22 protein-coding genes and 3 tRNA genes are annotated in these 25,646 nt (G+C 62.6%); 9 read left to right on the top strand and 16 right to left on the bottom strand.

What is annotated here, in order from left to right; all coding sequences use genetic code 11:
* Nucleotides 1–2: 2 nt before the first annotated feature.
* From AC2TC0_RS10180 to AC2TC0_RS10170, 3 genes are read right to left on the bottom strand one after another with little or no spacing between them, the layout of a single operon-like run.
* The gene (locus AC2TC0_RS10180) at nucleotides 3–1,346 is read right to left on the bottom strand and encodes an aspartate aminotransferase family protein (protein WP_484717380.1); all 1,344 of its coding nucleotides are present in this window, start codon (nucleotides 1,344–1,346) and stop codon (nucleotides 3–5) included.
* Entirely contained in the window at nucleotides 1,343–2,620 is a 1,278-nt protein-coding gene (locus tag AC2TC0_RS10175) for an NAD(P)/FAD-dependent oxidoreductase (RefSeq protein WP_484717379.1), read from the bottom strand. Before AC2TC0_RS10175 ends, AC2TC0_RS10180 begins: the two co-directional genes overlap by 4 nt.
* Entirely contained in the window at nucleotides 2,617–3,963 is a 1,347-nt protein-coding gene (locus AC2TC0_RS10170) for a glutamine synthetase family protein (RefSeq protein ID WP_484717378.1), read from the bottom strand. The genes AC2TC0_RS10175 and AC2TC0_RS10170 overlap by 4 nt, the downstream gene beginning before the upstream one ends.
* 144 nt (nucleotides 3,964–4,107) lie before the next feature.
* Here AC2TC0_RS10170 and aptA point away from each other — a divergent pair, with 144 nt between their 5' ends.
* Nucleotides 4,108–5,421, top strand: a complete 1,314-nt coding sequence (gene aptA / locus AC2TC0_RS10165) for an omega-aminotransferase AptA (protein ID WP_484717377.1) — start codon at nucleotides 4,108–4,110, stop codon at nucleotides 5,419–5,421.
* Here aptA and AC2TC0_RS10160 read toward each other — a convergent pair.
* Nucleotides 5,418–6,284, bottom strand: a complete 867-nt coding sequence (locus AC2TC0_RS10160) for an alpha/beta fold hydrolase (protein ID WP_484717498.1) — start codon at nucleotides 6,282–6,284, stop codon at nucleotides 5,418–5,420. The genes aptA and AC2TC0_RS10160 overlap by 4 nt on opposite strands.
* A gap of 179 nt (nucleotides 6,285–6,463) precedes the next feature.
* Between AC2TC0_RS10160 and AC2TC0_RS10155 the strand changes: the two genes are divergently transcribed.
* On the top strand, nucleotides 6,464–7,255 hold the full coding sequence (locus AC2TC0_RS10155; RefSeq protein WP_484717376.1) for an SDR family oxidoreductase: 792 nt from the start codon (nucleotides 6,464–6,466) through the stop codon (nucleotides 7,253–7,255).
* 9 nt (nucleotides 7,256–7,264) lie between these two features.
* Here AC2TC0_RS10155 and AC2TC0_RS10150 read toward each other — a convergent pair.
* Together AC2TC0_RS10150 and cpdR are read right to left on the bottom strand one after the other, a co-directional pair.
* Nucleotides 7,265–7,339 (bottom strand) — tRNA-Val (locus AC2TC0_RS10150).
* A gap of 59 nt (nucleotides 7,340–7,398) precedes the next feature.
* Nucleotides 7,399–7,770, bottom strand: a complete 372-nt coding sequence (gene cpdR / locus AC2TC0_RS10145) for a cell cycle two-component system response regulator CpdR (RefSeq protein WP_484717375.1) — start codon at nucleotides 7,768–7,770, stop codon at nucleotides 7,399–7,401.
* Between the two features lie 152 nt (nucleotides 7,771–7,922).
* Here cpdR and AC2TC0_RS10140 point away from each other — a divergent pair, with 152 nt between their 5' ends.
* Complete coding sequence (locus AC2TC0_RS10140) at nucleotides 7,923–8,759, top strand: N-formylglutamate amidohydrolase (RefSeq protein WP_484717374.1); 837 nt, start codon at nucleotides 7,923–7,925, stop codon at nucleotides 8,757–8,759.
* A 160-nt stretch (nucleotides 8,760–8,919) separates the two neighbouring features.
* On the opposite strand, the gene AC2TC0_RS10135 is transcribed toward AC2TC0_RS10140, so the two are convergent.
* Together AC2TC0_RS10135 and AC2TC0_RS10130 are read right to left on the bottom strand one after the other, a co-directional pair.
* Nucleotides 8,920–8,996: transfer RNA gene (locus AC2TC0_RS10135), tRNA-Pro, on the bottom strand.
* A 98-nt stretch (nucleotides 8,997–9,094) separates the two neighbouring features.
* Nucleotides 9,095–9,469: a JAB domain-containing protein gene (locus tag AC2TC0_RS10130; RefSeq protein ID WP_484717373.1), complete on the bottom strand. Its 375-nt coding sequence runs from the start codon at nucleotides 9,467–9,469 to the stop codon at nucleotides 9,095–9,097.
* 177 nt (nucleotides 9,470–9,646) lie between these two features.
* Between AC2TC0_RS10130 and thyA the strand changes: the two genes are divergently transcribed.
* From thyA to AC2TC0_RS10110, 4 genes are all read left to right on the top strand, one after another.
* Nucleotides 9,647–10,573, top strand: coding sequence for a thymidylate synthase (gene thyA / locus AC2TC0_RS10125; RefSeq protein WP_484717372.1), 927 nt, complete (start codon nucleotides 9,647–9,649; stop codon nucleotides 10,571–10,573).
* 100 nt (nucleotides 10,574–10,673) lie between these two features.
* Nucleotides 10,674–11,969, top strand: coding sequence for a thiamine pyrophosphate-dependent enzyme (locus AC2TC0_RS10120; protein ID WP_484717371.1), 1,296 nt, complete (start codon nucleotides 10,674–10,676; stop codon nucleotides 11,967–11,969).
* A gap of 14 nt (nucleotides 11,970–11,983) precedes the next feature.
* On the top strand, nucleotides 11,984–12,988 hold the full coding sequence (locus AC2TC0_RS10115) for an alpha-ketoacid dehydrogenase subunit beta (RefSeq protein WP_484717497.1): 1,005 nt from the start codon (nucleotides 11,984–11,986) through the stop codon (nucleotides 12,986–12,988).
* Nucleotides 12,989–12,992: 4 nt separating this feature from the next.
* Complete coding sequence (locus AC2TC0_RS10110) at nucleotides 12,993–14,318, top strand: dihydrolipoamide acetyltransferase family protein (RefSeq protein WP_484717370.1); 1,326 nt, start codon at nucleotides 12,993–12,995, stop codon at nucleotides 14,316–14,318.
* A gap of 94 nt (nucleotides 14,319–14,412) precedes the next feature.
* On the opposite strand, the gene AC2TC0_RS10105 is transcribed toward AC2TC0_RS10110, so the two are convergent.
* The 4 genes from AC2TC0_RS10105 to AC2TC0_RS10090 form a co-directional block, all read right to left on the bottom strand.
* Entirely contained in the window at nucleotides 14,413–19,518 is a 5,106-nt protein-coding gene (locus AC2TC0_RS10105; protein ID WP_484717369.1) for a DUF7933 domain-containing protein, read from the bottom strand.
* A 61-nt stretch (nucleotides 19,519–19,579) separates the two neighbouring features.
* Nucleotides 19,580–20,632: a hypothetical protein gene (locus AC2TC0_RS10100; RefSeq protein WP_484717368.1), complete on the bottom strand. Its 1,053-nt coding sequence runs from the start codon at nucleotides 20,630–20,632 to the stop codon at nucleotides 19,580–19,582.
* A 65-nt stretch (nucleotides 20,633–20,697) separates the two neighbouring features.
* Entirely contained in the window at nucleotides 20,698–21,159 is a 462-nt protein-coding gene (locus AC2TC0_RS10095) for a hypothetical protein (RefSeq protein WP_484717367.1), read from the bottom strand.
* 8 nt (nucleotides 21,160–21,167) lie between these two features.
* Nucleotides 21,168–22,115, bottom strand: a complete 948-nt coding sequence (locus AC2TC0_RS10090; protein ID WP_484717366.1) for a hypothetical protein — start codon at nucleotides 22,113–22,115, stop codon at nucleotides 21,168–21,170.
* A 253-nt stretch (nucleotides 22,116–22,368) separates the two neighbouring features.
* Between AC2TC0_RS10090 and AC2TC0_RS10085 the strand changes: the two genes are divergently transcribed.
* Both AC2TC0_RS10085 and AC2TC0_RS10080 read left to right on the top strand, forming a co-directional pair.
* Nucleotides 22,369–23,568 (top strand): AI-2E family transporter, encoded by a 1,200-nt coding sequence (locus tag AC2TC0_RS10085; RefSeq protein ID WP_484717365.1) that lies wholly within the window; start codon nucleotides 22,369–22,371, stop codon nucleotides 23,566–23,568.
* A gap of 74 nt (nucleotides 23,569–23,642) precedes the next feature.
* Nucleotides 23,643–23,719 (top strand) — tRNA-Asp (locus AC2TC0_RS10080).
* 43 nt (nucleotides 23,720–23,762) lie between these two features.
* On the opposite strand, the gene AC2TC0_RS10075 is transcribed toward AC2TC0_RS10080, so the two are convergent.
* From AC2TC0_RS10075 to AC2TC0_RS10060, 4 genes are all read right to left on the bottom strand, one after another.
* Entirely contained in the window at nucleotides 23,763–23,993 is a 231-nt protein-coding gene (locus AC2TC0_RS10075; RefSeq protein ID WP_484717364.1) for a DUF2842 domain-containing protein, read from the bottom strand.
* A complete protein-coding gene (locus AC2TC0_RS10070) occupies nucleotides 23,990–24,577 on the bottom strand; it encodes a 5-formyltetrahydrofolate cyclo-ligase (protein ID WP_484717363.1) in 588 nt (195 codons plus the stop codon). Before AC2TC0_RS10070 ends, AC2TC0_RS10075 begins: the two co-directional genes overlap by 4 nt.
* 369 nt (nucleotides 24,578–24,946) lie before the next feature.
* Nucleotides 24,947–25,357: a cell division protein ZapA gene (locus tag AC2TC0_RS10065; protein WP_484717362.1), complete on the bottom strand. Its 411-nt coding sequence runs from the start codon at nucleotides 25,355–25,357 to the stop codon at nucleotides 24,947–24,949.
* Nucleotides 25,350–25,559, bottom strand: coding sequence for a hypothetical protein (locus tag AC2TC0_RS10060; RefSeq protein WP_484717361.1), 210 nt, complete (start codon nucleotides 25,557–25,559; stop codon nucleotides 25,350–25,352). The genes AC2TC0_RS10065 and AC2TC0_RS10060 overlap by 8 nt, the downstream gene beginning before the upstream one ends.
* Between the last annotated feature and the right edge of the window lie 87 nt (nucleotides 25,560–25,646).

Raw genomic sequence — 25,646 nt, 5'->3', positions numbered from 1 at the left:
TGTTACTCCAGCAATTCAACTGCCAGTGCATCGACCGACGTGACCAATTGGTCAATCTGCTTATCGCTGGTGACGGGGCTGACCAGCATCATATTGTGAAACGGGGCGAGCAAGCTGCCGCGATTGGTCAGATAGAGGTGGATCAGCGCCTCAAGCGCCGGCTGCATCGCTGCCTTGGCTTCGCCGCCATTGCGCGGCGGCACCGGCGAGCACAGCAATTCGACCCGCGCGCCGACCTGGGTGATGTGCCAGCTGAGCCCGAGGCGTTCGATCACCTCCCTGACCCCGGCCACAAGCCGCTCGGCCCCCGCCAGCATCACTGCATAATTTTCGCGCGTAATGACGTCCGACAGCATCGCCCGCATTGCACTGATCGCCAGTGCATTGGCTGACAGGGTGGTCCCGATCCCGCTATGCCCGGCTGGCCGCGCTGCATTCAGCGCAGCCATCTGCGTTGCCACTGCCTCGGTAAAGCCATAAACCGCCGTCGGGACCCCGCCGCCAATGGATTTGCCGATCACCATGATGTCGGGCATCGGGCCATGGGTGTTGCTATGCCCGCCAAAGCCCGACGAGATGGTGTGGGTTTCGTCGAACACCAGCAATGTCCCGGTCGCATCACACAGCCCACGCAGCCGGTGCAAAAAGCCGGGTGCGTCGCGTACCATCCCGACATTGGTCATCACCGGCTCGGCCAGCACGCAGGCGATGTCACCGCCCGCCAGCGCGGCTTCGAGCGCATCTTCGTCGTTGAACTCGACCACCACGCTGGTGCCGCGCAGGTCGTGAACCTGCCCGACCAGGCTGGCGCGCATCGTCGGCTCACCGTTCTTCAGGTCAACAAAAGCATCGTCGACCGCGCCATGATAGCAGCCGTTGAACAGCAAGACTTTGCGTCGTCCCGTAATCCCCCGGCACCAGCGGATGACCGCGCGATTGGCCTCGCTTGCGGTCGTCGTCACCTGCCAGCGCGGCAGGCCAAAGGTGTCGGCCAGCAACGCCGAAACCGCGTCCGACCTCTCGGTCGGCAGCATATAGCTCAGTCCCTGCATTGCCTGCGCGGCTATGGCGGCGGCAAGGGCAGGGGGCGAATGGCCAAACATGCTGGCGGTATCGCCCAGGCAAAAGTCGTTCAGCGTCTGGCCGTCAATCGTGGTCAGCGTTGCCCCCTGCGCTGATGCCGCGACCAGCGGCACCGGCGAAGGCCAGTCGAGCATCCAATGGAATGGCACTTGCCCGAACCAGTTGTTGCCTCGTCCCGCTGCCGCAACCGCGCGTGGATTGGCGGCGACGAACAGGTCGCGCTCGCGTGCCATCAACGCCGCAATGCGCTCCGCCGGAATCACAGCCGATCCCGCAGCGCCATATACATCATCGCAGCGGTATAGATGGGGCTGCGCAGCAGCTTGCCACCGGGAAAGGGCAGGTGCGCAACGGCCGCAAACTGCTCGAAACCATCTGGCTTGCCCGTAATGGCATCGGCCATCAGTTCACCGGCTAGGGTCGCGAGGAGCACGCCTTGCCCTGAATAGCCGTGGACAAACAGCCTGTTCCCGCGCCACCCGAACTGCGGCAACCGGTTGACGGTGATCCCCACCGCGCCCCCCCAGGCAAAATCGATCGCTGCATCGGCCAACGATGGGAACAGCTTCAGCATGAACGGGCGGACAAAGGCTGCAATGTCGCGTGGCGGTTTCGCGGTGTATTTCTCGCCGCCCGCGAACAGCATGCGATTGTCGGCCGACAAGCGAAAATAGTTGAGCACGAACCGGCTGTCCGACACCGCTGCCCCGCTCGGGATCAGCGCGGCGGCGCGCTCCGCAGCCAGCGGTTCGGTGGCGATAATATAGTTGAGGACGGGCATGGTATATTTGCCGGCTGCCGGATCGACGCTGCCCATGTCGGCATCGCAGGCCAGCAGCACATGCTTTGCGGTAACCTCGCCCTGTGCCGTCGTGACCCGTGACAGCGCACCATCGGCTATGCCAGTGACCCGGCTCTGTTCGAAAATCCGCACGCCGGCGGCCAGCGCCGCGCGCGCCAAACCATGCGCATATTTCATCGGATGCATATGCCCACCGCCCGGTGTCAGCAGCGCACCATGATAGCCCTCGACCGCAACATGCTGGCCAACATCCGCTGCACCGACCACCTGCGCGCTGCCATCGCCCAGCAGCGCATCGGCAAACTCGGCCTCGCGCTCGAACTCCGCCATATCACCCTTGCGTGCCGCCAGATGGACATGGCCGGGGCGCAGGTCGCAATCGATGCTATGCTGGGCGATCCGTGCATGCACCCGCTCGCGGGCCGATGCAGCCAGCCGGTATAGTGCTGCGGCATTATCACGCCCGAGCAGGCCAACCAGTTCATGGGCATAAACATTCAGCCCAGGGATCATCTGGCCGCCGTTTCGCCCCGACGCGCCATTGGCGATGCGGTCGCCTTCGAGCAATATGGTGGCGAGACCCTTTTCCGCGCAGGCCAATGCCGCGGCCAGCCCCGTAAAGCCGCCGCCAACAACGCAAACATCGGCTTGGATCGATTCGAGCAGTTGAGGCTGCGCTGGAAACGGCGTCACCGACGCCGCGTAATAGCTGCTGTTGGGCAGATGGTGGATCATACCCGCATCAAAAGATGTTCGCGCTCCCAGCTCGAAACGACCGACTGGTAATTGTACAGTTCCTGGTCCTTCACTGCGAAGAAGATATCAAAGAAGTCCTCGCCAAGCAGCGTCTTGACCTTCTTGCACGAGGCAAAACGGTCCAGCGCGGCTTCCAGCGTGCGCGGCAAGGTGCGCGCGCGGTTATAGGCGCTGCCTTCAATCTCTTTCGGCGGTATCATGCGCTCGACCATGCCGATATAGCCACAAACCAGCGACGCAGCGATGGCGAGATAGGGGTTGCTGTCGGCACCCGGCAGACGGTTTTCGACGCGGCGGTTGTGGCGGTCGGATACCGGCACGCGGAAACCGCACGACCGGTTGTCAACGCCCCAGTGCACGTTGATGGGCGCGGCGCTATCGGGGCGCATCCGGCGGAAACTGTTGACATTGGGAGCCCACAGCGGAGCGATTTGCGGCATCAGGCGAACGAGGCCCGCGACATGACTGCGAAACAGCGCGCTGTCTTTCCCATTGCTCGCAGCGAACAGGTTTCTGCCCGTTTCCAGGTCGACCACCGACTGGTGGATGTGCATCGCACTGCCCGGCTGGCCCGCCATCGGATTGGCCATGAAGGTGGCGTAAACGCCGTGGCTGCGCGCCACGCTGCGCACCACACGCTTGAACAGGAAAACTTCATCGGCCAGCCGCAACGGGTCACCGTGAATGAAATTCACCTCCAGCTGCGCCGCGCCCATTTCGTGAATCATCGTATCGATATCGAGCCCCATCAGCTCGCAATCGTCATAGATATGATCGATGATTTCCTCATATTCGTTCATCGCCTCCAGCCCATAGGGCTGGCTCGCGGTTTCGGCGCGGCCCGACTGGCCGGTGGGCGGCACCAGCGGGAAATCGGGGTCAACATTCTGGCTGACGAGGTAAAATTCCACCTCGGGCGCGATAATCGGCTTCCAGCCCTTTTTCGCGTAAAGCCCCAGCACCTTCTTCAAGATTGCCCGAGGCGCGAGTGCCACTTCGCTGCCATCGCGGTTGAACGCATCGGCGATGACAAAGGCCGTCGGCGATTTGAACCCCGGCGCGATGCAGATAGTGTCGGGATCTGCAATCAGGATTTTGTCAGGGTCCTTATCCCAGATGTCCTCGATATCTTCGGGATAATGACCGTCGATGGTGCAGATAAAAATGCTGCCCGGAATGCGCAGCGATTTGTCACGTACCGACGACAAAAACTTGTTGGCTGGCAGCACCTTGCCGCGCTGGACGCCATTGATGTCGGGGACGATGCATTCGACTTCTTCGATTTTGTTCTCGGCGATCCAGCTCGCCAGATTGATACTCATAAATCCTCATCTTTCCCCGGACGGGCGCGGGGGAGGGGTGGGTGCGCGGCCAAGCAACCACCAAATGCGGCATTTGGCAAGCGTGCTTGCAGCTTTGTGTCGCGCTGGGCTAGGTTTCAGGTAACAAACGGAAGGACGGCCCTGATGCTGCGCGAAAATGACCCTCTGGCCGCCTTCTGGATGCCTTTCACGGCGAACCGCAGTTACAAAGAAACGCCGCGCCAGCTCGTTTCGGCCAAAGGCATGTATTACCAGAGCGCCGATGGCCGCGATATCCTCGACGGCACCGCCGGGCTCTGGTGCTCAAACGCCGGGCATTGCCGCGATGAAATTGCCGCTGCGATCGCCCGGACCGCTGCAACGATGGATTTCGGGCCGACCTTCCAGCTCGGCCATCCCCTGGCGTTCGAATTTTCCAGCCGCCTCGCGGCGCTTATGCCCGAAGGACTCGACCGCATCTTCTTTACCAACAGCGGGTCGGAATCGGTCGACACGGCGCTCAAGATTGCTCTCGCGGCCCAGCGCGCCCGCGGGCAGGGAACACGCACGCGGCTGATCGGGCGCGAGCGCGGCTATCATGGCACCGGCTTTGGCGGTATTTCGGTTGGCGGCATCGTCAACAACCGCCGTGTCTGGCAGGGTCTGCTCGGGGTCGACCATCTGCGGCACACCCATGATATTTCGCGCAACGCCTTTTCGCGCGGCTTTCCGGCGAATGGGTCTGAACTGGCCGACGATCTTGAGCGACTGGTTACCCTCCACGGTGCCGAAACCATCGCCGCCGTCATCGTCGAGCCGATGGCTGGATCGACCGGCGTATTGATACCGCCGGTCGGTTATCTCGAGCGCCTGCGCGACATCTGCACGCGCCATGGCATCCTGCTGATCTTCGACGAGGTCATCACCGCCTTCGGCCGTGTCGGCGGGGCAACGGCAGCCGAAACCTGGGGCATCACCCCGGACATTTTGACCATGGCCAAGGGGTTGACCAACGCCGCTGTCCCCATGGGCGCGGTTGCGGTCAGCCGCGCTGTTCACGACGATGTCGTCAACAATGCGCCCGACGGCATCGAACTGTTCCACGGCTACACCTATTCGGGTCACCCGCTCGCTAGCGCTGCCGGCCTGGCCACGCTGGACCTTTATGCGCGCGAAGGCCTGTTCGACCGTGCTGCGGAGCTGGGCGACTATTGGGCCGAGGCTGCGCACAGCCTGAAGGGTTTACCGAACGTCATCGATGTTCGGACAATCGGCCTTGTTGCCGGCATCGAATTCGAACCGCGCCCGGGTGCGCCAACCAAGCGCGCGATGGAGCTTTTCCACGGCTGTTTCGACAATGGCCTGCTCGTTCGCGCAACGGGCGATATCATCGCGCTGTCCCCGCCGCTGATCCTGGAAAGATCGCACATTGATGCCATGTTCGCGATGTTGGCGGAACAAATTAAGCGGGTAAGTTAGAGAAAGTCCCGTAAATCTGCCATAAATCGGTCAAACTGGTCATGGTGTAACCAGTGCCCCGCTCGCTCATATTCCTTCACCGTCGCGGTTGAAAAATGGGCCATCCGCCCGTCGTGCTCGGGGTTCGAGGCCCAGCTGTCCGCTCCATACAGCAGCAATGTCGGGCACGTAATCGCCCGCCACAAAGCCTCAATCTCAGCCACCGGCAGGTCGAATACCGGCCAGACATTCAGGTGGTTGTCGAACTTCCAGCTCCATGTCCCATCCTCGTTGCGGTTCACGCCGTGGATGGTCAGATGGCGGGCCTGTTCGGCGGTCAGATAGCTGTTCTCGCTTTGCATCCGTTCAAGCGCATCGTCCAGCGTGGCATAGCGCTTCGGCAGCCTCCCGGCGGCAACGCGCTTGTCGGCGATCCACTTGCGCCAGCGCTCGGCAAAGGGAGCCGCCTCCCGCTCGGCGCGCGATTTCGGTGAGGGACCGAGCCCTTCGATCGCCACCAGCTTGCGCACCTTTTCGGGGTACAGCCCGGCGTAGCGCACGCACACATTGCCGCCGAGCGAGTGCGCCACAATCGTCACCGGCGCGGCATCCATTTGGTGGATCAGCTGCGCCAGATCATAGACCAGCGCATCGATGCCGTAATTGCCATCGGGCGACCAAGCGCTGTCGCCGTGACCCCGCAAATCAGGGGCAATAACATGCCAGTCGGCGCGAAGTTCCTCGGCCACCCAGTCCCAGCTGCGGCAATGGTCGCGCCCGCCGTGGACCAGCAGCAGCGGCGGTGCATCGCGATTGCCCCAATCGGCATAATGCAGCTTCAGCCGCTGCGAGATGAAATAGTGTGACGTGGGTCCGGATTGCATGGCGGGAGACTCTTGCTTGTTCTGGCTGTCATCGTGAAAGGGCAAGTTGACGTTCACGTCAACCCGCCGACTCATTCGGCGTCATTGCGAGCGCAGCGAAGCAATCCAGGGCGGCTTTGCACAGCTCTAGATTGCTTCGCTTCGCTTGCAATGACAGGATGGGGCTAAGGGAGAGATAGATGACTACATTTCGCGATGGCCTGCTGACGGGCAAGACTGCCTTTGTCGCGGGCGGCACCAGCGGCATCAATCTGGGCATTGCACGCCGCTTTGCTGAGCTGGGCGCGCGCGTGGCGGTCGCAGGGCGCGATCCAGACAAGGCGCAGCGTGCGGCTGAGCATATCGGCCATGACGCCATCGGCCTGTCGGGCGACGTGCGCGATTATGGCGCGATCCGCAGTGTGATGGAAAACGTCGTCGACCGCTTCGGGCCCATGGACATTGTTGTATCGGGCGCGGCGGGCAATTTCCTCGCGCCCTCGCTGGGGATGTCGGCCAATGCCTTCCGCACCGTGGTCGATATCGACCTTAATGGCACCTTCAACGTCTTTCGCGGCTGCCACGATTTGCTCAACACCCCTGGTGCGTCGCTGATCGCCATAACGGCGGGGCAGGCCGTCAACGCCATGGCGATGCAGGCCCATGCCTGTGCGGCGAAAGCCGGTATCAATCAACTCGTCCGCGTGCTTGCGCTCGAATGGGGGCCCGATGTGCGTGTCACCGGCATTTCGCCGGGTCCGATTGCCGGTACCGAGGGCATGGCGCGGCTGGCTCCCGATGCGGGTACGCGCGAAAAACATTATGCCCGCATCGCCATGAAACGTTGGGGCGAGATTGCCGAAATTGCCGAAGCGGCCGTCTTCCTCTGTTCGCCTGCTGCGGCCTATATCACGGGCACCATCCTCGACGTCGACGGCGGCTCGGGCGTCGGTGACGCCTCCCGCATGGACGTGGGAAAAGGGCTGGCTTGATTGAGGAAATGGTGGGCGTGGCAAGGATTGAACTTGCGACCCCTGCGATGTCAACACAGTGCTCTACCACTGAGCTACACGCCCACACGTTATTCGGGGTAGCGCGCCATTAGTGCGACTTAGGCCCTCACGCAACCCCAGAATTACGCAGTTTGCGACTGGTGCCCGAACAGGCTGTCGACCTCGCGCACCAGATCTTTTAGGTGGAAGGGCTTGGACAGCAATTTGGCCTGCGGGACATTTTCCTCTGCCCGCAAGCACACGGCAGCAAAGCCGGTGATGAACATTACCTGCATCTGCGGCGCGGCCTTGGCAGCATATTGTGCCAGCTCGATTCCATCCATTTCGGGCATAACAATGTCCGACAGCAACAGGTCGAATGTACCCGATTCGACCAGCGGCAGCGCCGCCGTGCCGCGATCGACGCTGGTGACGTGATAGCCCGCTGCGACCAGCGCACGGGCCAGATACTCGCGCATCACATCATCATCTTCGGCCAGCAGGATGCGGATCATGGTTACTCTCGTTGTGTGTTTTCGGACGCGACGACCCTCCGACGCGTGACTTGTGTAGCATAGCGGCACATGCTTAACAAAATGGCGATGCCGACCCGGTCTGAAAGGCGATTCTATAGGTGAAGCCGCGCGCAGCTGTCTCGATTTGGCAAATGCCGGGCGTACAGCTGCCCGTGTTGCTCTCTATCCCGCACGCGGGGCGCGATTTGCCACAATGGGTTGAACGCGCGGCGCGGGTGCCGGTTTCCCAGCTGCAGCGCCTGTCCGATCCGTGGTGCGATGTGATCGCAGCACCCATGCTGCAAGCAGGGGCACGGGTGGTAAAGGCCAATTTGCTGCGCGCGGTGGCCGACTGCAACCGTCACGAGGCCGATATGGACGGCGCCGATGTCGCCGTTCCGCTGCGCCCGCGTTTCGCACCGCCGGGGCGCAAGGCCAGAGCAGGGCTCGGGGTCGTGCCCGCGCGCCTGCCCGGGTGCGGCCCATTATGGCGCGCACCGATCAGCGAACTGGACTATGAGCGGCGGCTGGACGCGGCGCATCGGCCTTTTCACCAGGCAATGGCGTCGGAGCGCAATCAGATGCTGCGCGATCACGGCGAATTGCTGCTGATTGATCTGCACAGCATGCCCCCGCTGCCACGCGGCTCTGGCGCAGCCTCGCTATGCCGGATTGTCGTTGGCAATCGTCATGGACGCTCGGCGGCGGCCATATTGGCGGCCGAAGTCGCGGCGCACGCAGCCGATCATGGGTTTGCGGCGGCGATCAATGCGCCTTATCCCGGTGGCCACATCGCCGCGACCTATGGGGCGCCGTCAACCGGTGTGCACGCGCTGCAGATTGAATTTGACCGCAGCCTCTATCTCGATCCGGACGGTCGCCCCGATGCCGATCGTGCGCTGCGCCTTGGGGACTGGCTCGTATCGGTGGTCCGACGCTGTTTGCCGTTCATCGGTGCGGGCGAATCGTGGCCGCTTGCGGCTGAATAAAAAGCCACCTCGTGCGCGTGGCACGAGGTGGCCAGGGTCCAGGGAGGACGCGTTCCAGCACGTCGTGCGGGAACGCTAGCCAGCACAGCAAGGGGGGAGCTGAACTGGCGTACTGGCAATGTAAGGCGAAGGCGCGGTCGTTGCAAGGTGCGCAAGAAATTGGTCGGGGAGAGAGGATTCGAACCTCCGGCCCCTGCCTCCCGAAGACAGTGCTCTACCAGGCTGAGCTACTCCCCGACCGTGCCGCGTGACCGGGGTCAGCGCGAAGGCAGGTGCGCCCCCTAGCGGCCAATGCGCCCTTGTTCAAGCGCCAACTTGGAGCGGCGCAATTGGCGCTACACCAGCCCCGCTGCACGAAAGCTGAAATGGCCATCGGCCGACAGGATGAGGTGGTCCCCCAGCCTGATCGCGGCGAGCTCACACAGCATGGCGATCTTGCGGGTCAGGGCGATATCCTCGGGGCTTGGCGTCAGGTCGCCCGAGGGGTGATTGTGCGCGACCAGAACAAACCCGCCGGGCGGCGTGCTAACCGCCGTACGCACCATGGCCGGCGTCATGGTGGCGCGGGCCCGATGGGCCTCGCGGTTCTCGCTCGCCGCCATCAACCGGTCCGTGCCGTCAAAGCTCAGCAGGAGCAGCGTTTCGTGCTGCCCACTGCAATGCGGACGAACCAACGCCGTCACCAGCAGGTTTTCGTCACAGCAGGCCACAAATGCCGGATCCGCGAATCGACTTTGGGAAAGCGCTTTCATCCCTAGGATTCTGATGCGCTTCCATGGCCGCGAACAACCGCAGAACGCTCCAATTCGCGGTCGAACTGGATGCTTGCCGCCCGGCCATATCGCCCGTAGCAGGGACTAAGCCAGCCGGATTGAGTCTCCCCATCGATGCCCCATTATGAAAAACAATATCTCGATTTGATGCGGCGCATCTGGACAGAGGGCGACGAACGGGTTGACCGCACGGGGGTCGGCACGCGGTCACTATTCGGCGAAACTATGCGCTTTTCGCTGGTCGACGATGCCATACCGCTGCTCACCACCAAGCGTGTTTATTGGAAAACCGCGGTGCGCGAACTGTTGTGGTTCCTCACCGGCAACACCAACATCCGTCCCTTGCTGGAACAGGGCGTGCGCATCTGGACCGATTGGCCGCTGGACCGCTACCGCAGCCAGACCGGCGAGGCTATTGATGCAGCGGCCTTCGAAGCTCGCATCGTCGAGGATGCGGACTTTGCGGCGCGATGGGGCGATCTTGGACCGGTTTACGGGCAGCAATGGGTCAATTGGCCGCGTTATGAGGATGCAGGCGACGGACTGTTCCGCCGCGCCGGGGACGGGCACAATCAGATTGCGTCGCTGGTAAATTCGTTGCGGACCAACCCGGCCTCGCGGCGTCATATCTTCACGGGCTGGAATGTCGCCGATCTGGACCGGATGGCGCTGCCTCCCTGTCATATGACCTACCAATTCCACGTCCGCAGCGATGGCGGTTTGTCTTGCCTGTTGTTCCAGCGCTCGTGCGACCTGGGACTGGGATTTGCCTTCAATATTTTCGAAGCCGCGCTGCTCACCAGGATGCTCGCCGATCAATGTGATCTTCGCGCGCGCGAGGTGGTGTGGACCGGCGGCGATGTGCATCTCTATCTGAATCACGCCGAACTGGTCGAACAACAACTGTCCCGCACGCCTGCCGGCGCGCCGACGCTGCACATTCTGCGCAAGGCAGCGGATATTTTTGCCTATCGGTTCGAAGATTTCGCGGTTCATGACTATCACCCGCAGGCGCATATCGCGGCCCCCGTCGCGGTTTAGGGTGGGTGATTGCTATTCGATGGCTTTTGAAATAATGTGTCGCCCGGTTGAAAGATAACTAAACCGCTTGGGAAGCACCGGCGGAACCAGAGGATGCCGAATGTCCGATAAAACTGCGCGGCCCACCACCAATTTGCAGCCGCTGTCACTGCACGTGCCCGAGCCGAAATTCCGGCCCGGCGATACCGCGGATTTTTCGGACATCAACGTGCCACCGGTCGACGCCATTGCCCGCCCGGGTGAAGATGTCGCCCCGCAATTGATGCGCGATCTGTCCTATGGTCTTGTACGCGTGCTCGACTTTGATGGTACCGCGCGCGGCTCGTGGGATCCGAAACTGTCGACCGAGCGCAAGCTTGCCATGCTGCGCACAATGATGCTGGTGCGCGCCTTTGATGATCGCATGTTTCGCGCCCAGCGACAGGGCAAGACCAGCTTCTACATGAAATCGACCGGTGAAGAGGCAACGTCAGTGGCGACCGCAATGGCGCTGAACCGCGACGATATGTGTTTCCCCAGCTATCGCCAGCAAGGCATCCTCATTTCGCGCGGCTATTCGCTCGTCCAGATGATGAACCAGATTTATTCGAACCGCGGCGACCATCTGATGGGCCGTCAATTGCCCATCATGTATTCGGCGCCTGACTATGGTTTTTTCAGCGTCTCCGGCAACTTGGCGACACAATATCCGCAGGCCGTCGGTTGGGCGATGGCCTCGGCGGCCAAAGGCGACAGCCGCATTGCCGCGACCTGGTGCGGCGAAGGCTCGACCGCTGAAGGTGATTTCCACAGCGCGCTCACTTTTGCTGCCGTCTATAATGCGCCCGTCATCTTCAATGTCGTCAACAACCAATGGGCGATTTCGTCTTTCTCGGGTTTTGCCGGCGGCGAGCGCACAACTTTTGCGGCACGCGCCGTGGGTTATGGCATCGCTGGCCTGCGCGTCGACGGCAATGACCCGCTCGCCGTCTATGCCGCGATGGAGTGGGCGGCGAACCGCGCGCGCACCAATAACGGTCCAACGCTGATCGAATATTTCACCTACCGCGCCGAAGGCCACTCGACCTCGGACGATCCCAGCGCCTACCGGGCCGCGCAGGAATTTGCCGCGTGGCCGTTGGGCGACCCCGTGCTGCGGCTGCGCGACCATTTGATTGCGGAGGGCAACTGGGATTTGACGCGGCATGACGCACAGGCCGCCGAGCTGGATGCCGAGGTGAAAGTTGCGCAAAAGGAAGCCGAAAAGAACGGCATCCTCGGTCACGGTATGCACCAGCCATTTGAGACCATGTTTCAGGATGTGTTTGAAGACATGCCCTGGCACCTTAAAGAACAATGCGAGCAGATGCTGGCCGAGCAGCGCGCCAAATTCGGCCCCGACTGGAGCCCGCGCTGATGACCACCGAAACCATGAACATGATCGAGGCGATCAACAGCGCGATGGACGTTATGCTGGCGCGCGACCCCAGCGTCGTCGTGATGGGCGAAGATGTCGGTTATTTCGGCGGCGTGTTCCGCGCGACCGCAGGCCTGCAGCGCAAATATGGCAAAACCCGTGTCTTCGATACGCCGATCAACGAATGCGGCATCATCGGGGTTGCGGTGGGCATGGGGGCCTATGGCCTGCGTCCCGTACCCGAAATCCAGTTTGCCGACTATATCTACCCCGGTCTGGACCAGCTGGTGAGCGAAGCGGCGCGGCTGCGTTACCGGTCGGCCGGCGACTTCATCGCGCCGATGACGGTGCGCTCGCCCTTTGGCGGCGGTATTTTCGGCGGCCAGACGCACAGCCAGTCGCCCGAAAGCATGTTCACCCATGTTTGCGGGCTGAAAACGGTGATTCCATCGAACCCTTATGATGCCAAGGGGCTCTTGATCGCTGCGATCGAGGATAATGACCCGGTTATCTTCTTTGAGCCCAAACGTATCTATAATGGCCCGTTCAGCGGTTATTACGACCGCCCGGTCGAGCCTTGGGCCAAACATGCGGCCAGCGCGGTCCCGGAGGGTTATTACCGCATCGACCTTGGCAAGGCCGCCATCGCGCGCGAAGGCGAGGCGCTGACGGTGCTGACCTATGGCACCATGGTGCATGTCGCGCTGACCGTGGTGGAAGAGCAGGGGATCGATGCCGAAGTCATCGACCTGCGCTCGTTGATGCCCATCGATATCGACACCATTGCCGCATCAGTGGCAAAGACCGGGCGCTGCCTTGTCATCCATGAAGCCACGCGGACATCGGGCTTTGGCGCCGAACTGGCGGCACTAGTGCAGGAACGCTGCTTTTATCATCTCGAGGCCCCGGTCGAGCGCGTGACCGGCTTTGACACCCCCTATCCGCATAGTTTGGAGTGGGCCTATTTCCCCGGGCCGGTGCGCATCGCCACTGCGCTCGAAAAAATCTTGAAGGACTGACGCCATGGCCCGCTTTTCATTCCGCTTGCCCGATATTGGCGAAGGCATTGCCGAGGCCGAGATTGTCGCCTGGCACGTCAAGGTCGGCGACCGGATCGAGGAAGATTCGCAACTCGCCGATATGATGACCGACAAGGCGACCGTCGAAATGGAATCGCCAGTGACGGGCGTGGTGGTCGAGCTGGCAGGCGAAGTCGGTGACATGGTCGCCATCGGCTCGACGCTGGCGGTGATCGAGGTTGAGGGGGAAGGACAGATTGAGGAGCCTGCGTCACCGACCAAAGTGGTCGAAGCAGAAACACCCTCTTCTCCCCCCCAAACCGCCCGCCCTGAGCTTGTCGAAGCGCCATCCTCCTCTTCAGCACCGGAGCAAAAAAAGGACAGTCCTTCGACATCGCCCCATCGGGAGACAGGGCAGACGGAGTTTGAAAATGGGTTGAGCCCATCGGGACCAGCGGAGAAAGGCGCCAAAACCCTCGCATCCCCCGCCGTTCGCGCCCGCGCTGCTGACCTCGGTATCGATCTTGCCCAGGTTCACCCCGCCGATGGCGAACGCGTGCGCCATGCCGACCTTGATGCCTATCTGCGTTACAGCACCGGACAGGGCTATCATGCGCCGCACAGCCGCCGCGCACGCGCTGACGAAGCCATCAAGGTTGTTGGCATGCGCCGCCGAATTGCAGAGAATATGAGCGCGTCGAAACGCGCCATTCCGCATTTTGCTTATGTTGAGGAAATCGACGTCACCGCGCTCGAAGCGATGCGTGCCGACCTCAACGGAGCGCGCGGCAACCGTCCCAAACTGACCATGCTGCCGCTGCTGATCGTCGCCATCTGCCGCACGGTGCCGCAGTTTCCGATGATCAACGCGCGCTATGATGACGATGCCGGTGTCGTAACGCGTCACGGCGCAGTCCATCTGGGCATGGCAACCCAAACCGACGCCGGGCTGATGGTACCGGTGATCCGCGACGCGCAGGACAAGAATGTCTGGCAATTGGCAAGCGAGATCAGTCGCTTGGCTGACGCTGCCCGCAGCGGCAAGGCGAAGCCGGAGGAATTGTCCGGCTCAACGCTGACCATCACTTCGCTCGGTCCGCTGGGCGGCATCGCGACGACGCCGGTCATCAACAAGCCCGAAGTCGCCATTATCGGCCCGAACAAGATTGTCGAACGGCCAATTTTTGTCGGCGACGACATCGTCCGCGCCAAGCTGATGAACCTGTCGATCAGCTGCGACCACCGCGTCGTCGACGGCTGGGATGCGGCGAGTTTCGTGCAGGCCCTGAAAAAATTGCTGGAAACCCCGGTGCTGCTGTTTGCGGATTGATTTTCACCGTAGGGCTGAGCTTGTCGAAGCCCGTGGCGCGTGGATGCGTCACGCCCTTCGACAGGCTCAGGGCTGCGGTGCATAATCGCAGCGTTTAAAGCCCCAACCCCTGAAACGTCGTCTGGTCGAACTTCAGCTTAAACGTCGCATAGACGCCCGACCGGGAGAAGCGCTCGCTTTCAAAGTCATAGTCGCGGAAGCCCGCGAAATTATAGCCGAGGGTCAGATTGGCGTTCTTGAACGGGGCAAGCGTCAGCGTCGGGCCCCCGGCATAGCTTACCGTATCGCCGCCGGTGCTGATCCGCACGCTGCCCGATGCGCCAATGTCCGCGATATCCGAAATGGTGAAGCGTGCGTCGACGCCCAGCAGATTTGACCAGCCTTTGACGTCATCTACACCGAACTTGTCCGAGCTGAACCGCGTTCCCCAGAAGAAACCAAATTCGCCCGCCTCGACCCAGCTTTGCACGTCGCTGCCCGGCAAGCGCCGCTGTTCGCGGTCCGCCAGCGGCGTCCAGTTGACCGACAGGCTGTTGATTGCGCGCACCGATGTGACATTACCACTGACCGACAGGGCAGGGCCGCCGATCGGGCCGGGCTGGCCCAGCACGGCGTCGGTCACCGCATCGCGGCGGAACTCCAGCTTGTTGAGCCAGCCGATGCGCGAATCCGCGGGGCGGTGCGCCCAGCTGAGTTCGATTTGCATCGATTCGGTGCTGGCGCTGCCCGGTGCCCCATTGGCCTTGGTCCAGCTGGCCAGCCCGCCAACCGCGCGGCCCTCGCCCAACTGGCGCAGCGCCCCCACTTGCACGCCAAAACGGTTCGCCAGCTCGCCATCGCGATATTCGGCGCGGCTGGTGATCGTCCACCAATCGTCGCGATAGGTCGCGCCGCTGCTGATTGCCACGAAATCCTCGGTAATTTGCCCGGCGTTGCCCAGAAAGCCGCCCGATGCGACCGGTTGCCCTGGATTGACAATATCGCCCGCGCTGATCCCGCCCAGCGTCTTGTTGCCATCAACGGACAAGTCCACCGTCCAGCGCTCGCCCAGCTTCAGCGATTGCGCGAGGCCATAGGCGGCAAAGCTGCGCGGGCCATATTCGCTGATATCCTGTTGGTTCGCCGTTGCGAGCAAGCGGCCACCTGCCCACGGCGCCAGATCAAACCCCAGCCGCGCGGTGCGCGCCTTCACTGTGTCGCCATCGGCGATCTCATAGCTGCCGATCAGATTGACGTCCTGTGTCAATTTCCAGCGGGCCCCGAAGCGGTGCGTCGTGGGGAAATCGACGCTGGCGTCATCGCCGCCGAGAGCGAATTCGGTCTGCGCGTCGAGTTCCAGCTTTTGGCCAAACAATTGCTGGGTTAGCCCCAGTTGCAGCAGCGTAGAACGGTTGCGGTCGCCCGTTGCCAGCCGGTCGTCAGCATGGGTCAGTCCAACGCGTCCACGGGTTGAGCCCGCATTATACTCGGCCAAAAGGCGCGCCGCGCGCCGCCGTGCGCCGCTGCCCAGCTGTTCCTGCTGCCATGCGCTGCCAGTCACAGCGAGGCGCTTGCCCGCGCGCAGGCGGGCATCAACCCCGAACTTGCGCGTGCCATTTTCGGCGCCATTCTGCTGTCCCACGCCAAAGCCGCTCTTTTGCTCGCGCGCATAGGCCAGCAAATCGAGCGCGCTATTGTGGTGCTCGGCTTCGACCAGCCAAGCCGTCGCATCGGTCTTGGCCGCACTGGCGGCTTTGCTTTCCGTCTCGCTACCGGCGAATTCGGCGCGGATCTCGGTATCCACCGCCGGGCGATAGCGCACATCGACGCCCGCCAGCGTACTTTCTGACGTGCCATTGTCATCGCGGATCAGCGTCGCGCCAACGCGCAGGCTCTCGTCATCGCTCGTGAAACTAACTCGTCCCCCTGCATTCAACACGCGCTGGCCGACGCCCTCGACCTCATATTCAGCCACGATGAATTGCGGGTCGAGCGCTGACGAGCGGCTCAGGACGGGTTCGCGGAAACGCAGCGTGCCCAGCGAATAATCAATGTCATAATCGACATGCCGCGTCAGCTGCTTGCGGTCGACGATGATTTCGCTGCGCAGGCGACTGCGGGTTTCGATGATGATCCGCTCGCTGTTGGGGATGACCACCTGCGCGCCCAGCTGGTAGGGTCCGGTCAGGCCATTGCCCTGAATCTCGTCGCGGCGAAAGCGATAGGGGGTATCGGCGGCAAAGGCGGTGGCCGCCAGATTGCGCCCGCGATACTCGGCTTTGCCGCCGTTGAGCGAACGGTTGTAGCGCGTCAGCTGCGCTTCGTTCAGCCCGGTTTCGAAATCGCCGAACAGCGCATAAAATTGCGGGCGTTCGAGCCGCAGATACAGCTTGCGGACGCTGGCGGCATCGTGCCGCTGCTCGGCGCGGTCGGCATAGATGGTGTAATAGGCGCCCGGGTCGATGACGCCACCAAAGCGCGCATCATCCTCGTCCTTGTCGCTGTCATAGGCCAGCGTCATCAGCCATTTGCCCTTAACGCGGCCCTTGGCATAGAGCGCGAGGCGGGCATCGGCGTTCCAGTCGTCCAGCGTCTCGGCGACGGGCTCCATCCGGTCGTCCAGCGTGTTGTAGCCGACGGTGCCCGCGGCAAAGCCGACGACTGTCCATGGCTGGTTGCCGGGCTCCAGCCACATCTGCAGCGTCTGGCGGCGTTCGGTCTGGTCCTCGCGGAAACGGAAATCGACCGACAGCGTGCCCGAAGCCGTGGTCGGCTCCAGCTCGATATAGGCCATCCCGTCATCGCCCTCGACACGCCAAACTGTTGCCGCGCGTTCAAGTCCGGCAAGCTGCCGTACCTGCTGTGCCTCAACCTCAACAGCGGCCAGATAGGGCGGGGGAACGCTGAAATCGCCGGTCAGCCCGTGCTTGACCGGTCGGCCGTCGCGATCGGTCAGGCGAATGGCAATCACCGGGCGGGTGATGCCGTCGGCCACCAGCACCGATTGCGCGCGCACCAATTCGGCGCGCGCTGGCGTGATCGAATAATGGACCGAGCGGCGCAGCGTTTCCACCACGCTGCCATCCGCCGCCAATACTTCGGCGACCAGCGCGTTGGCGCCGTCCTCGATGGGCACGCCGCGCCACAGGCTGACGCTCACGCCGCCGCCAGGCGACTTCTGTGTCCCGTCGGACTGCAGGCCATCAACCGCCTTGCCATTGACGGTCAGGCGCACGCGCTGGTCGGGCAGGTGCCGCACGGCGATGCGAATGGCCTTTGTCCGCGGATTATGGCCCTCGGCAGGGAAGACCCAGGCGGGCAGGGGCGTTTCATCGGCGAACCAGTTGGTGCCCGCGCCCGCTGCGGCGGCTTCACTAGCCACTTCGGGCCGGGCTGGACGCGCGATGCTGGTATCGGCGCGCACCGTGGTTGCTTTTTGGGCCCGGAAATCGGCGCGTAGCAGCGATCCGCCGCGCCCTTCCACGAAGCGCGAAATGGCGCTGCCCGCGCTGCGTGTCGATTGCGCACAGTCAACCGGCGTCTGGTCCAGCGGCAGCGTTGACGGATCAATCTGGACCACATGGGTGCCCGGGCGCACGCCTTCGAAATGGTAGCGGCCATCGGCGTCAGTCACGGCGTAGCTGCCATCCTGCAGCATTACGCGCACGCCGCCTATGCCTTTGGCTGTGGCCGGATTGGTCGGGCAGCCGCCTTCGGTAATGCGGCCGATGATCGTCATGCGATCGCCCAGCTGGTCGCGCTTGATCGCCAATATGGCCTCGGCGACATTGCTCGACGCGCCGCGGCTGTCGGTCGCAGTTGCAATATTGAGCGCGCTGCCCGGCTGCGCTGTGGTCACCACCTCGGCCAGATACGTCAGCGAACGCCGCTCACCGGGTGCAAGGGCAGGCACGGTGACCTCGAAGGAACGGCCATCGGGCGCGATGACGGGACTTGCGGCTGTGCCGTCCACCCGGACGGTGCCCGGCCGCAGGCGCATCGCCGCAGGCAGTTGGTCGCGTACCGTTACCACGCCAGTGGTGCGGCGGGCGTCGGCGTTGGCGACTTCAATGCGATATTGCACCACGTCGCCCGGCACAGCGGTTTGCGTGGACGTCGTCTTACGCAGCGTGACGGGCGTTCCCGGCTGGTCAATGGGAATATCGACGCGTACCGGTTCGGGGGTGCTCAGCGTAAAGGGCTGACCATAGCTCGATCCGTTGATAACAAAGGGCAATCCATCGTCGGGACGCGCGAAGCCCGCCAGGTCGGCGGGCGGGACGACCGAGGGCGCGGTAAAGGGCGCAGGCGGCGTAACCACCAAGCGGTAAGTCCCGGGCGCCACAAAGGGAAAGCGGTAATCACCCGGCGGGAAGTTATACACCGTGCCCGAACTGTCCGTCACGCTCTGACCCGTGACCATCGTCGATGGGTATGTGGAAACGCCATCATCGCCAAAGACTTGCGCGGGCTGTCCGGTCGCAGCGTCAACGATGGTTATCTGGACGCCAGGCACCGGAGTGCCGTCGCCGCTGTCAAACACAATGCCAAAGGGATCGACCAGAAAATCTATCACGGCTGTGGCCGCGAGCGATCCATTGCCGACCTCGGCCACAGTGACGGTGATGGCCGACCCCGGTGTCACTGAAAGCGTGCAATCATTGGCGGCAATCGCGGGCGGAACCCCTTGGCTGTTGATCATGCCAACAAACCGTCCGCTGTTCGCAGCATCTTCGATCAGGCGGATTTCTTCCGCGTCGCCATTGGCCAGCGTGATGTTGACATCAATCGTCTCGCGCGCACCCGGATCGGCATTGGCACCGGGCAGCAACAGCCCGATGACGATGACGTCGCCGGCGTGAAACTGGCTTGATTGCAGCAATTGCGCCGGGTTTGTGGGCAAAGCCGCGTAAACACCCTCGGGCTGCAGCAGAATCGGCCCGGCGGTGCTGGCACATCGCGTCGGCGGCAAATCTGCCACCAGATTTCCGCCATTGGCGACCAGTCGATAGGTCGAAATGACCGGCCGGTTGGGCGGCGTTGAGCTGACAATGGTGTCAACACGGTTGCTGGCCGTGGTAAAGCTGTTGCTGCCAATCTGCCAGTCCGCGGTGGCGGTGTTGCTGATCGTTGTCTGGGCAGCCGCCGGGGCCGCCAGCAGCAGGGCTGCGGCACCAAATGCGGTGCATATCGCACCAAAGGACTTGGTTAACAGACGCATCTGTCAGAAAAGGGCGAAGGCATCATCCTGCTGGACGATGCCTTCGCCCCCTTCCATGTCCTCAATTGACCGTTGCGCGGAAAACCAGCGTGCGCGTGGCGCCAGCAGCGATGGTCGCAATCGTTCCCGACACGTTCGGCGCAGTATAGCTGCCCCCCGAGACGCCGTCGGCATTGCAGGCCGCGCCGGTTACTGTGCCGTTCAGCAGGATCGTGCCCGCGCTGAACGTCAGCTGGCCCGGGACCGGGTCGTTAATCGCCACGTTGGTCGCTGCCGCGCTGCCGGTGTTGGCCACGGCGATGCAATATTCGATGACGGCACCGGGGATCATCTTCGGATTGGTCGTATTGTTGACGGGATCCGAAATGACGCGGCTGGTTTTGGTCACATTCAGTGTCGCCGTGACCACGGTAAAGTCGTCATCGTCTGAATGCGCGCCATCGCGTGCTGCGTCGGTGACGCCTGCCGCGTCGGCAAACACGGTGTCGACCCCGGCGGTATTGGCTCCGACCGTTTCCGTTATGGCGGCGCCCAGCGAACTAGCGGTCCCTGCCTCGCGCGCGGTAGCGAGCAGCCGGACGCCGGCGACATCGCCATTCAACCGCGTGCCCGGAATGTTGCCGACAACCAAAAGCGTGATCGATGCATCGGCCGCCAGCTCATCGGCGAAGGTAATCGCCGTGTCGGTGCCCGCGTCATAGCTGTTGTTGCCATTCACATCGCGGAACAGCGACAGGCCGGTGACGTCGAAATTGTCGGTTCCACCATGGGCTGCAGTGCCCCCGGCCTGCTGCGATACCGCAAGGGAAAAATCGAGCGGCGCGTTCGACGTGTTGGTCAACGTAAATGCAACCGAAGCTCCGTTCTGGCCCGGCACCACGGAAGTCGTCACCGCACCCACTTCGGCAACTGTCAAGTTAATCCGGCGGTCAACGGTGAAATTGTCCGAAGCCGTGCGCTGCGTTTGCGCAACACCGCCGACCTGATAATCGACGGTAACATTGTTGGTAATCACCGTGCCGGCGGTGGTCCCGGCGGCAAAGGCAGGCGCCGCAGACGCCAGAAGCGCTGCGGCCATGCTGCCGGTGGAAAGTAATTTCAGCTTGCTGGTCATCGCTGAACTCCTTTAGAAAAATGCCTAATTTCAATCCGCTGGCATCGTGCGGCGGCTGTTGCGGATCATTTGACGATGCCCCGGAACATCAGCTTGCCGGAACCTCCGGCGGGGATCGGGGCATTCAGTGCCCAGCGAATATGCGTGACGTCTTCCGCGCGGGCGGGGCGTTGGCTGCCATTGCTGTCTGGAACACGAAGCGACGAAAGCACGCCCCAACTCTTGCCGCCGTCGACTGAGACGACAGCATTGCCATCGCCTGCCTCGGCATATTGCACCGCAGCGGGCATCGGATTGGTCACAACAAATTTTTCGGCCGGTTTGGCGCTCGCGTTGCGGTAATTCAGCACGAATACCAGTCGGTCGCCGGGGGTCACCACTTTGGGTTCTTCCAGAACGACCTTGCGGTTGCCATTGGCGTCGGTCGAGACGCGCTCGACAAATACACTGTTTGACAGGGCGACCGGGTTGGCGGCGGCCGGAGCCGCCATCAGGCCCAGAATAGCAAGCAGAAACAGGCGCATCATCTGCATCCTCAGTTGATGGTGGCTTGAAAGGTGACGACCCGGGTGTTTCCGCCGCTGACCGTCCCGAGCGTGACGGTGACCTGGTTGCTGCCAAAGCTGCTGGCATCGGCGTCAACCGCGTCGGTCTGGGCCACGCCGCCCAAAGTGATGGAGCCGGGGACGTAGGTCGTATTGCTCGGAACAGCATCGGTGATGGCCAGGCCGTTGACGCTACCCGAACCGGTGATGGTGGCGGTGATGGTATAGGTGATGGTTGCGCCCGGAATGGGCTCGCTGCCGCCCAGTGGATCGCTGATCGCCGCTGCTTTGGTCAGGGCCACCGTTGCGGCCGCCACGACAAAGGCCCCATCGTCCTGACCCTGCGCGCCGGTTGCTCCAACGACCGCGTCGCCGCCGCCTTCGCCTTGTCCGGCGAAAGAGGTGCCGGGCGCGCCGGTGCCGGTGCGGGCCGCTGCGGTCAGCGCGACAATGCCGCGATCGCCATCGGTCACGGTTCCGGGAGTGGAATTGATAACGAAAATCGTCACCGATGCGTCGGGCTGCAGCGCCGGGTCATTGGTTCCGGCGACATAGACCGTATCGATGGCGGGCTCATAAATTCCGTTGCCATTGTCGATTACGATCGACGTCACCGAGGGATCATAATCATCGCCGCCGCCGTTGGCGATCGGGGTCAACCCAAAGCTTTCCACACCGTTGCCGGTATTGGTAACGGTAAAGCTCAGCACCTGACTGGTTGCGCCGGGCGTGGTGGGGACGTCGGAAGGGTTGTTCGATGCAACGGTGACGTTCAGCAGTTCATCGACCAGCAGATCGACCGTATTCGAATTGATGTTTTGCGGACCGCCGCCAGCATCGTACGTTGCTGTTGCCGTGTTGCTGATGGTCGTTCCGGCGCGTGTTCCCGCGGCCAATGCGGACTGGCTGGAGATTGCGGCGAATGCTGCACCGCTCAACATTGCCCAACGGCAAGCGCGCGAGACGGCGAGCCTTGAAGACTGACGTTGCATCAAAAATTCCTGAATTCTGGTCCAATTCGGAACTGAAATGGCAAAAATAGGATAATTTCCGGTTAACGCGCCGCTGCATAAGGTACGAATTCCGCCGATAAGGTTGTTCGGCGAGGCGCGCTCCGGTCGCTCCGTTTTGGTGCTAGTATCTGGGCGGGGTTTTGAATAAACTGGGATGGTTTTCAGGGTATTGACGGCGATGAAACAGGTTGGGGCAGCGCAGGGGGACGGACCCGCGGCCGACGAGGATGCCCTCGCCGCGCAGCGCACCCTTGCGCGCATCGCGCAGGACGATTTGCGCCGCGATCGCCTGCTGGCGGCGCTTACATTGATATTGGGCGGCGGTTTTTGCTTGCTTATGCCCTTTGCTTTAAAGGCCGGTGCGGAATTTTTTCTGCCGCTGACCGCCGCTGTGGTCACCGCAATTGCCTTGGTGCCGGTGCTCGAATGGCTCGAGCGACGCGGCCTGCCATCGATGATGGCGGCGCTGGTTTCGCTGCTCGGCTTCGTGATGATCGTGAATGCGGCGCTGGCAATCGTCATATTGCCCGCCGCCGGCTGGTTCGCCCGGCTGCCCGATGCATTGCCCAGAATTCAGGCAAATATTGCACCGCTTATTGATTTTTATAAATCATTTCAGCACTTTGTTGACCGAACTTTGCAATCCGTAGCATCCGGTACCGAGGCGACGGCACAGGCCATGGCGGCGCAGGCGCCGACCTCGGTCGTTGATTACTTCATTTCCTCCGCCCCGGCTGCGGCGATCCAGCTGTTTTTCGCCCTGCTGGTCGTGTTCTTTTTCCTGAGCAGCTGGACGCGGCTGCGGCGCGGCACAATCCGCCGCCGGGGCAGTTTTGACGGTGCGCTGCGCACGGCGCGGCTGATCCAGAATGTGGTCGATGCCACCGCCGATTATCTGGGCACGATCACGCTGATCAACGTGATGTTGGGCGTACTGGTCGCCATCTTGCTGTGGGCCATCGGCATGCCATCGCCGCTGATGTGGGGCGGGCTGGTCGCGCTGTGCAATTACATTCCCTATCTGGGGCCGATTGTCGCCGCATTCCTGCTGGGCCTGGGCGGGCTGATGACGTTCGATGTTATCTTATGGGCGCTGATGCCCGCGCTGATTTTCATTATCGCGCATCTGGTGGAGGCGAATATATTGACGCCATTGGTGCTGGGGCGTCGGTTGACCATCAATCCGCTGCTGATCCTGGTGTCTTTGAGCTTCTGGGGCTGGGTGTGGGGCGCGCCCGGGGCGCTGCTCGCAGTGCCCTTGTTGCTGATTTTCCAGACGGTTTTGGCGACCACCGGCACCCCCGATCTGGCGGGGTTCCTGTTTGAACGTGGCACGCTGACCCACGACCCCGACGACGACCCGCCGTCCCCGCGCTGATTTTTTGTGGGGCACAGGCAACAGCGGTTGACAGGGTGGCTGCCCCGCAATAATGGCGCTGCTCCCAAGCACACGCGGGTGTAGCTCAGTTGGTTAGAGTGCCGGCCTGTCACGCCGGAGGTCGCGGGTTCGAGCCCCGTCACTCGCGCCATTCTCCGCTTCGGAAGAATGGCCCCGCGCTTGGATGAACTGTTTCAGGGTTCGCGCCATTTCCCGGTCTCCATCCATAGGAGCAATGGGCGCAGCGGAAAAATCCAGACAATTCCGGCGATCAGATAGACGCCCGACTGCACGGCAATCGGCCAGGTGCCGATCAGCGGCGATGCCGCCAGCACCAGCCCCGCCCACAGCGCAATAAGGAGCAGGATCAGCGCCATGCCAGCGGGCTTGCGCCAGCTGGGCTCAGGCGGCGGGTTTACAATCACAGCCGGTCTCCGGTCACAATCCATTCCTGTTCGGTCAGCACAGCGTCAAGCGCAAGATCGTGGGGCTCCAGCGGAATGGCGTCAACCTCCTGCACCGACCAGCCCACGCCAATGCGCAGTGCATCGGGGTAATCAGCAAAATAGCGGTCATAATGACCGCCGCCTTGGCCGATGCGCCCGCCCGCACGGTCAAAGCCCAACAGCGGGCACAACAGCAAGTCGGGGAACACAACCGATTGGCAATTGGCAGGTTGCCCGACGCGCCATGGCCCGGGCACGATGGCGTCGCCTGGCTGCCAGGCCGCGAATGCCATCCGGTCATGGCGCCCGGCAAAATAGGGCAGCGCTGCCGCAGTACCAGCGTCACATGCCGATGTGAGCAGCGCTTCTACCGTCACCTCGCTGCTCGCGGCAACATAACCGCCAACGCAGCGCGCTGATGTGAGGACGGTTCGGAGTGGTGACGGCGGCGCACGAAAGGCGATGGCGTGGACCAGATCGGGCAGGTTCCGGACATATTGATCGCGCCGGAAACGCAATTTGGCGCGCAATTCAGCCTTCAGCGCGGCGATTTGGTCGGCCATTTTGGCGTCCTGCAGATTCGACCCATTTTGCCCATTGCTTCGTTGGCAGGGCTGGAAATATCGACATATTCCTGTGCCCCGCCGCCGCGCACTGAGAACAATGGCCTCAAACCTCGAACGGGCATTTCATGGGTCCTGACCTTAGCCTGCAACAGGTTGGCGGGACCGCCAGTGTCGTTTGCCCGAAGATCCTCTGACGCCAGTAACGTCAGGTGGGAACCATGTGCGTCGGACCAGGGTCCGGGCAGGGACAGCCCCCTTGGATGATGTATCGCCTCAGGGATTTTCGCAAAGGCTCGTGCAGGGCAGTACCCGCCAGAGCCTATGTAGGCGCGGCGGCGCCGATGCTCAACCCCCAGGGTCCCGACTCTACGGAACCAGCTTGGCGGCGAGCGCTTCAATCCGGTCGGCAATTTGTTCCAGCGCGCGCGTGGCAGGCGCGGATGCGCCGGTGGCCCCCGCCGCACTGCTCTCTAGCAATTTGATCCGCGCCTCGGCCAGTTGCAATGCCTCGCGGGCCGCCGCCTCGGCCGCTTTGGCCGCATCAGCCTCGCTGCGCAGCGCTGCCGCTATGGTCTCGCCTGATTTGGCGCGCGCCTCGAAAGCGTCATCTGCCAGCATCAGTGCGGCATAAAGCAACTGCCGTGTCTCGGTGCCGCCGCCGACGCTGCGCGCCTTTTCGTCCACCAGTGCAGCCAGCTTTTCCAGCTGCGCTTCCTGCCCGTCGGCGCAATTCACGTCATATTGGCGACCGCAGATGGTCAGGCGCACATCAGCCACGGCCCGCCTCCGCAATCAATTTGTCGAGCTCGGCGATGACAGCGCGAACCTCGCTGCGCAGCGCATCGTTGGCCGGCGGGGCGGGTGGAGCCAGCAAATCGCCCTGGCGCGGCACATTGCCAGAGGGCAGATTCGCCCGCTCCAGGCGGGACAGCGCCCGTTCGATACGCCCGATGGCCAGGCTGGCTGCGTCAAGTTCCATGGCCTTGCGAATAGCAGCGCCGATGGCCATCGGCAATTGTGCAGCGCCGTCTATTTTTCCGATGCGGGCGGTTGACTCTGCGGGGCA

Source organism: Sphingopyxis sp. sgz302558 (assembly GCF_057220455.1).
This window is presented reverse-complemented; position numbering and strand designations above follow the sequence as displayed.

What these genes read in the sequence shown, in the direction of transcription:
- AC2TC0_RS10175 (WP_484717379.1), bottom strand. Translation starts at nt 2,620, where the DNA reads ATGATCCACCATCTGCCCAACAGCAGCTATTACGCGGCGTCGGTGACG.
- AC2TC0_RS10170 (WP_484717378.1), bottom strand. Translation starts at nt 3,963, where the DNA reads ATGAGTATCAATCTGGCGAGCTGGATCGCCGAGAACAAAATCGAAGAA.
- aptA (WP_484717377.1), top strand. Translation starts at nt 4,108, where the DNA reads ATGCTGCGCGAAAATGACCCTCTGGCCGCCTTCTGGATGCCTTTCACG.
- AC2TC0_RS10160 (WP_484717498.1), bottom strand. Translation starts at nt 6,284, where the DNA reads ATGCAATCCGGACCCACGTCACACTATTTCATCTCGCAGCGGCTGAAG.
- AC2TC0_RS10155 (WP_484717376.1), top strand. Translation starts at nt 6,464, where the DNA reads ATGACTACATTTCGCGATGGCCTGCTGACGGGCAAGACTGCCTTTGTC.
- cpdR (WP_484717375.1), bottom strand. Translation starts at nt 7,770, where the DNA reads ATGATCCGCATCCTGCTGGCCGAAGATGATGATGTGATGCGCGAGTAT.
- AC2TC0_RS10140 (WP_484717374.1), top strand. Translation starts at nt 7,923, where the DNA reads ATGCCGGGCGTACAGCTGCCCGTGTTGCTCTCTATCCCGCACGCGGGG.
- thyA (WP_484717372.1), top strand. Translation starts at nt 9,647, where the DNA reads ATGCCCCATTATGAAAAACAATATCTCGATTTGATGCGGCGCATCTGG.
- AC2TC0_RS10120 (WP_484717371.1), top strand. Translation starts at nt 10,674, where the DNA reads ATGTCCGATAAAACTGCGCGGCCCACCACCAATTTGCAGCCGCTGTCA.
- AC2TC0_RS10115 (WP_484717497.1), top strand. Translation starts at nt 11,984, where the DNA reads ATGAACATGATCGAGGCGATCAACAGCGCGATGGACGTTATGCTGGCG.
- AC2TC0_RS10110 (WP_484717370.1), top strand. Translation starts at nt 12,993, where the DNA reads ATGGCCCGCTTTTCATTCCGCTTGCCCGATATTGGCGAAGGCATTGCC.
- AC2TC0_RS10105 (WP_484717369.1), bottom strand. Translation starts at nt 19,518, where the DNA reads ATGCGTCTGTTAACCAAGTCCTTTGGTGCGATATGCACCGCATTTGGT.
- AC2TC0_RS10100 (WP_484717368.1), bottom strand. Translation starts at nt 20,632, where the DNA reads ATGACCAGCAAGCTGAAATTACTTTCCACCGGCAGCATGGCCGCAGCG.
- AC2TC0_RS10095 (WP_484717367.1), bottom strand. Translation starts at nt 21,159, where the DNA reads ATGATGCGCCTGTTTCTGCTTGCTATTCTGGGCCTGATGGCGGCTCCG.
- AC2TC0_RS10085 (WP_484717365.1), top strand. Translation starts at nt 22,369, where the DNA reads ATGAAACAGGTTGGGGCAGCGCAGGGGGACGGACCCGCGGCCGACGAG.
- AC2TC0_RS10070 (WP_484717363.1), bottom strand. Translation starts at nt 24,577, where the DNA reads ATGGCCGACCAAATCGCCGCGCTGAAGGCTGAATTGCGCGCCAAATTG.
- AC2TC0_RS10060 (WP_484717361.1), bottom strand. Translation starts at nt 25,559, where the DNA reads ATGGAACTTGACGCAGCCAGCCTGGCCATCGGGCGTATCGAACGGGCG.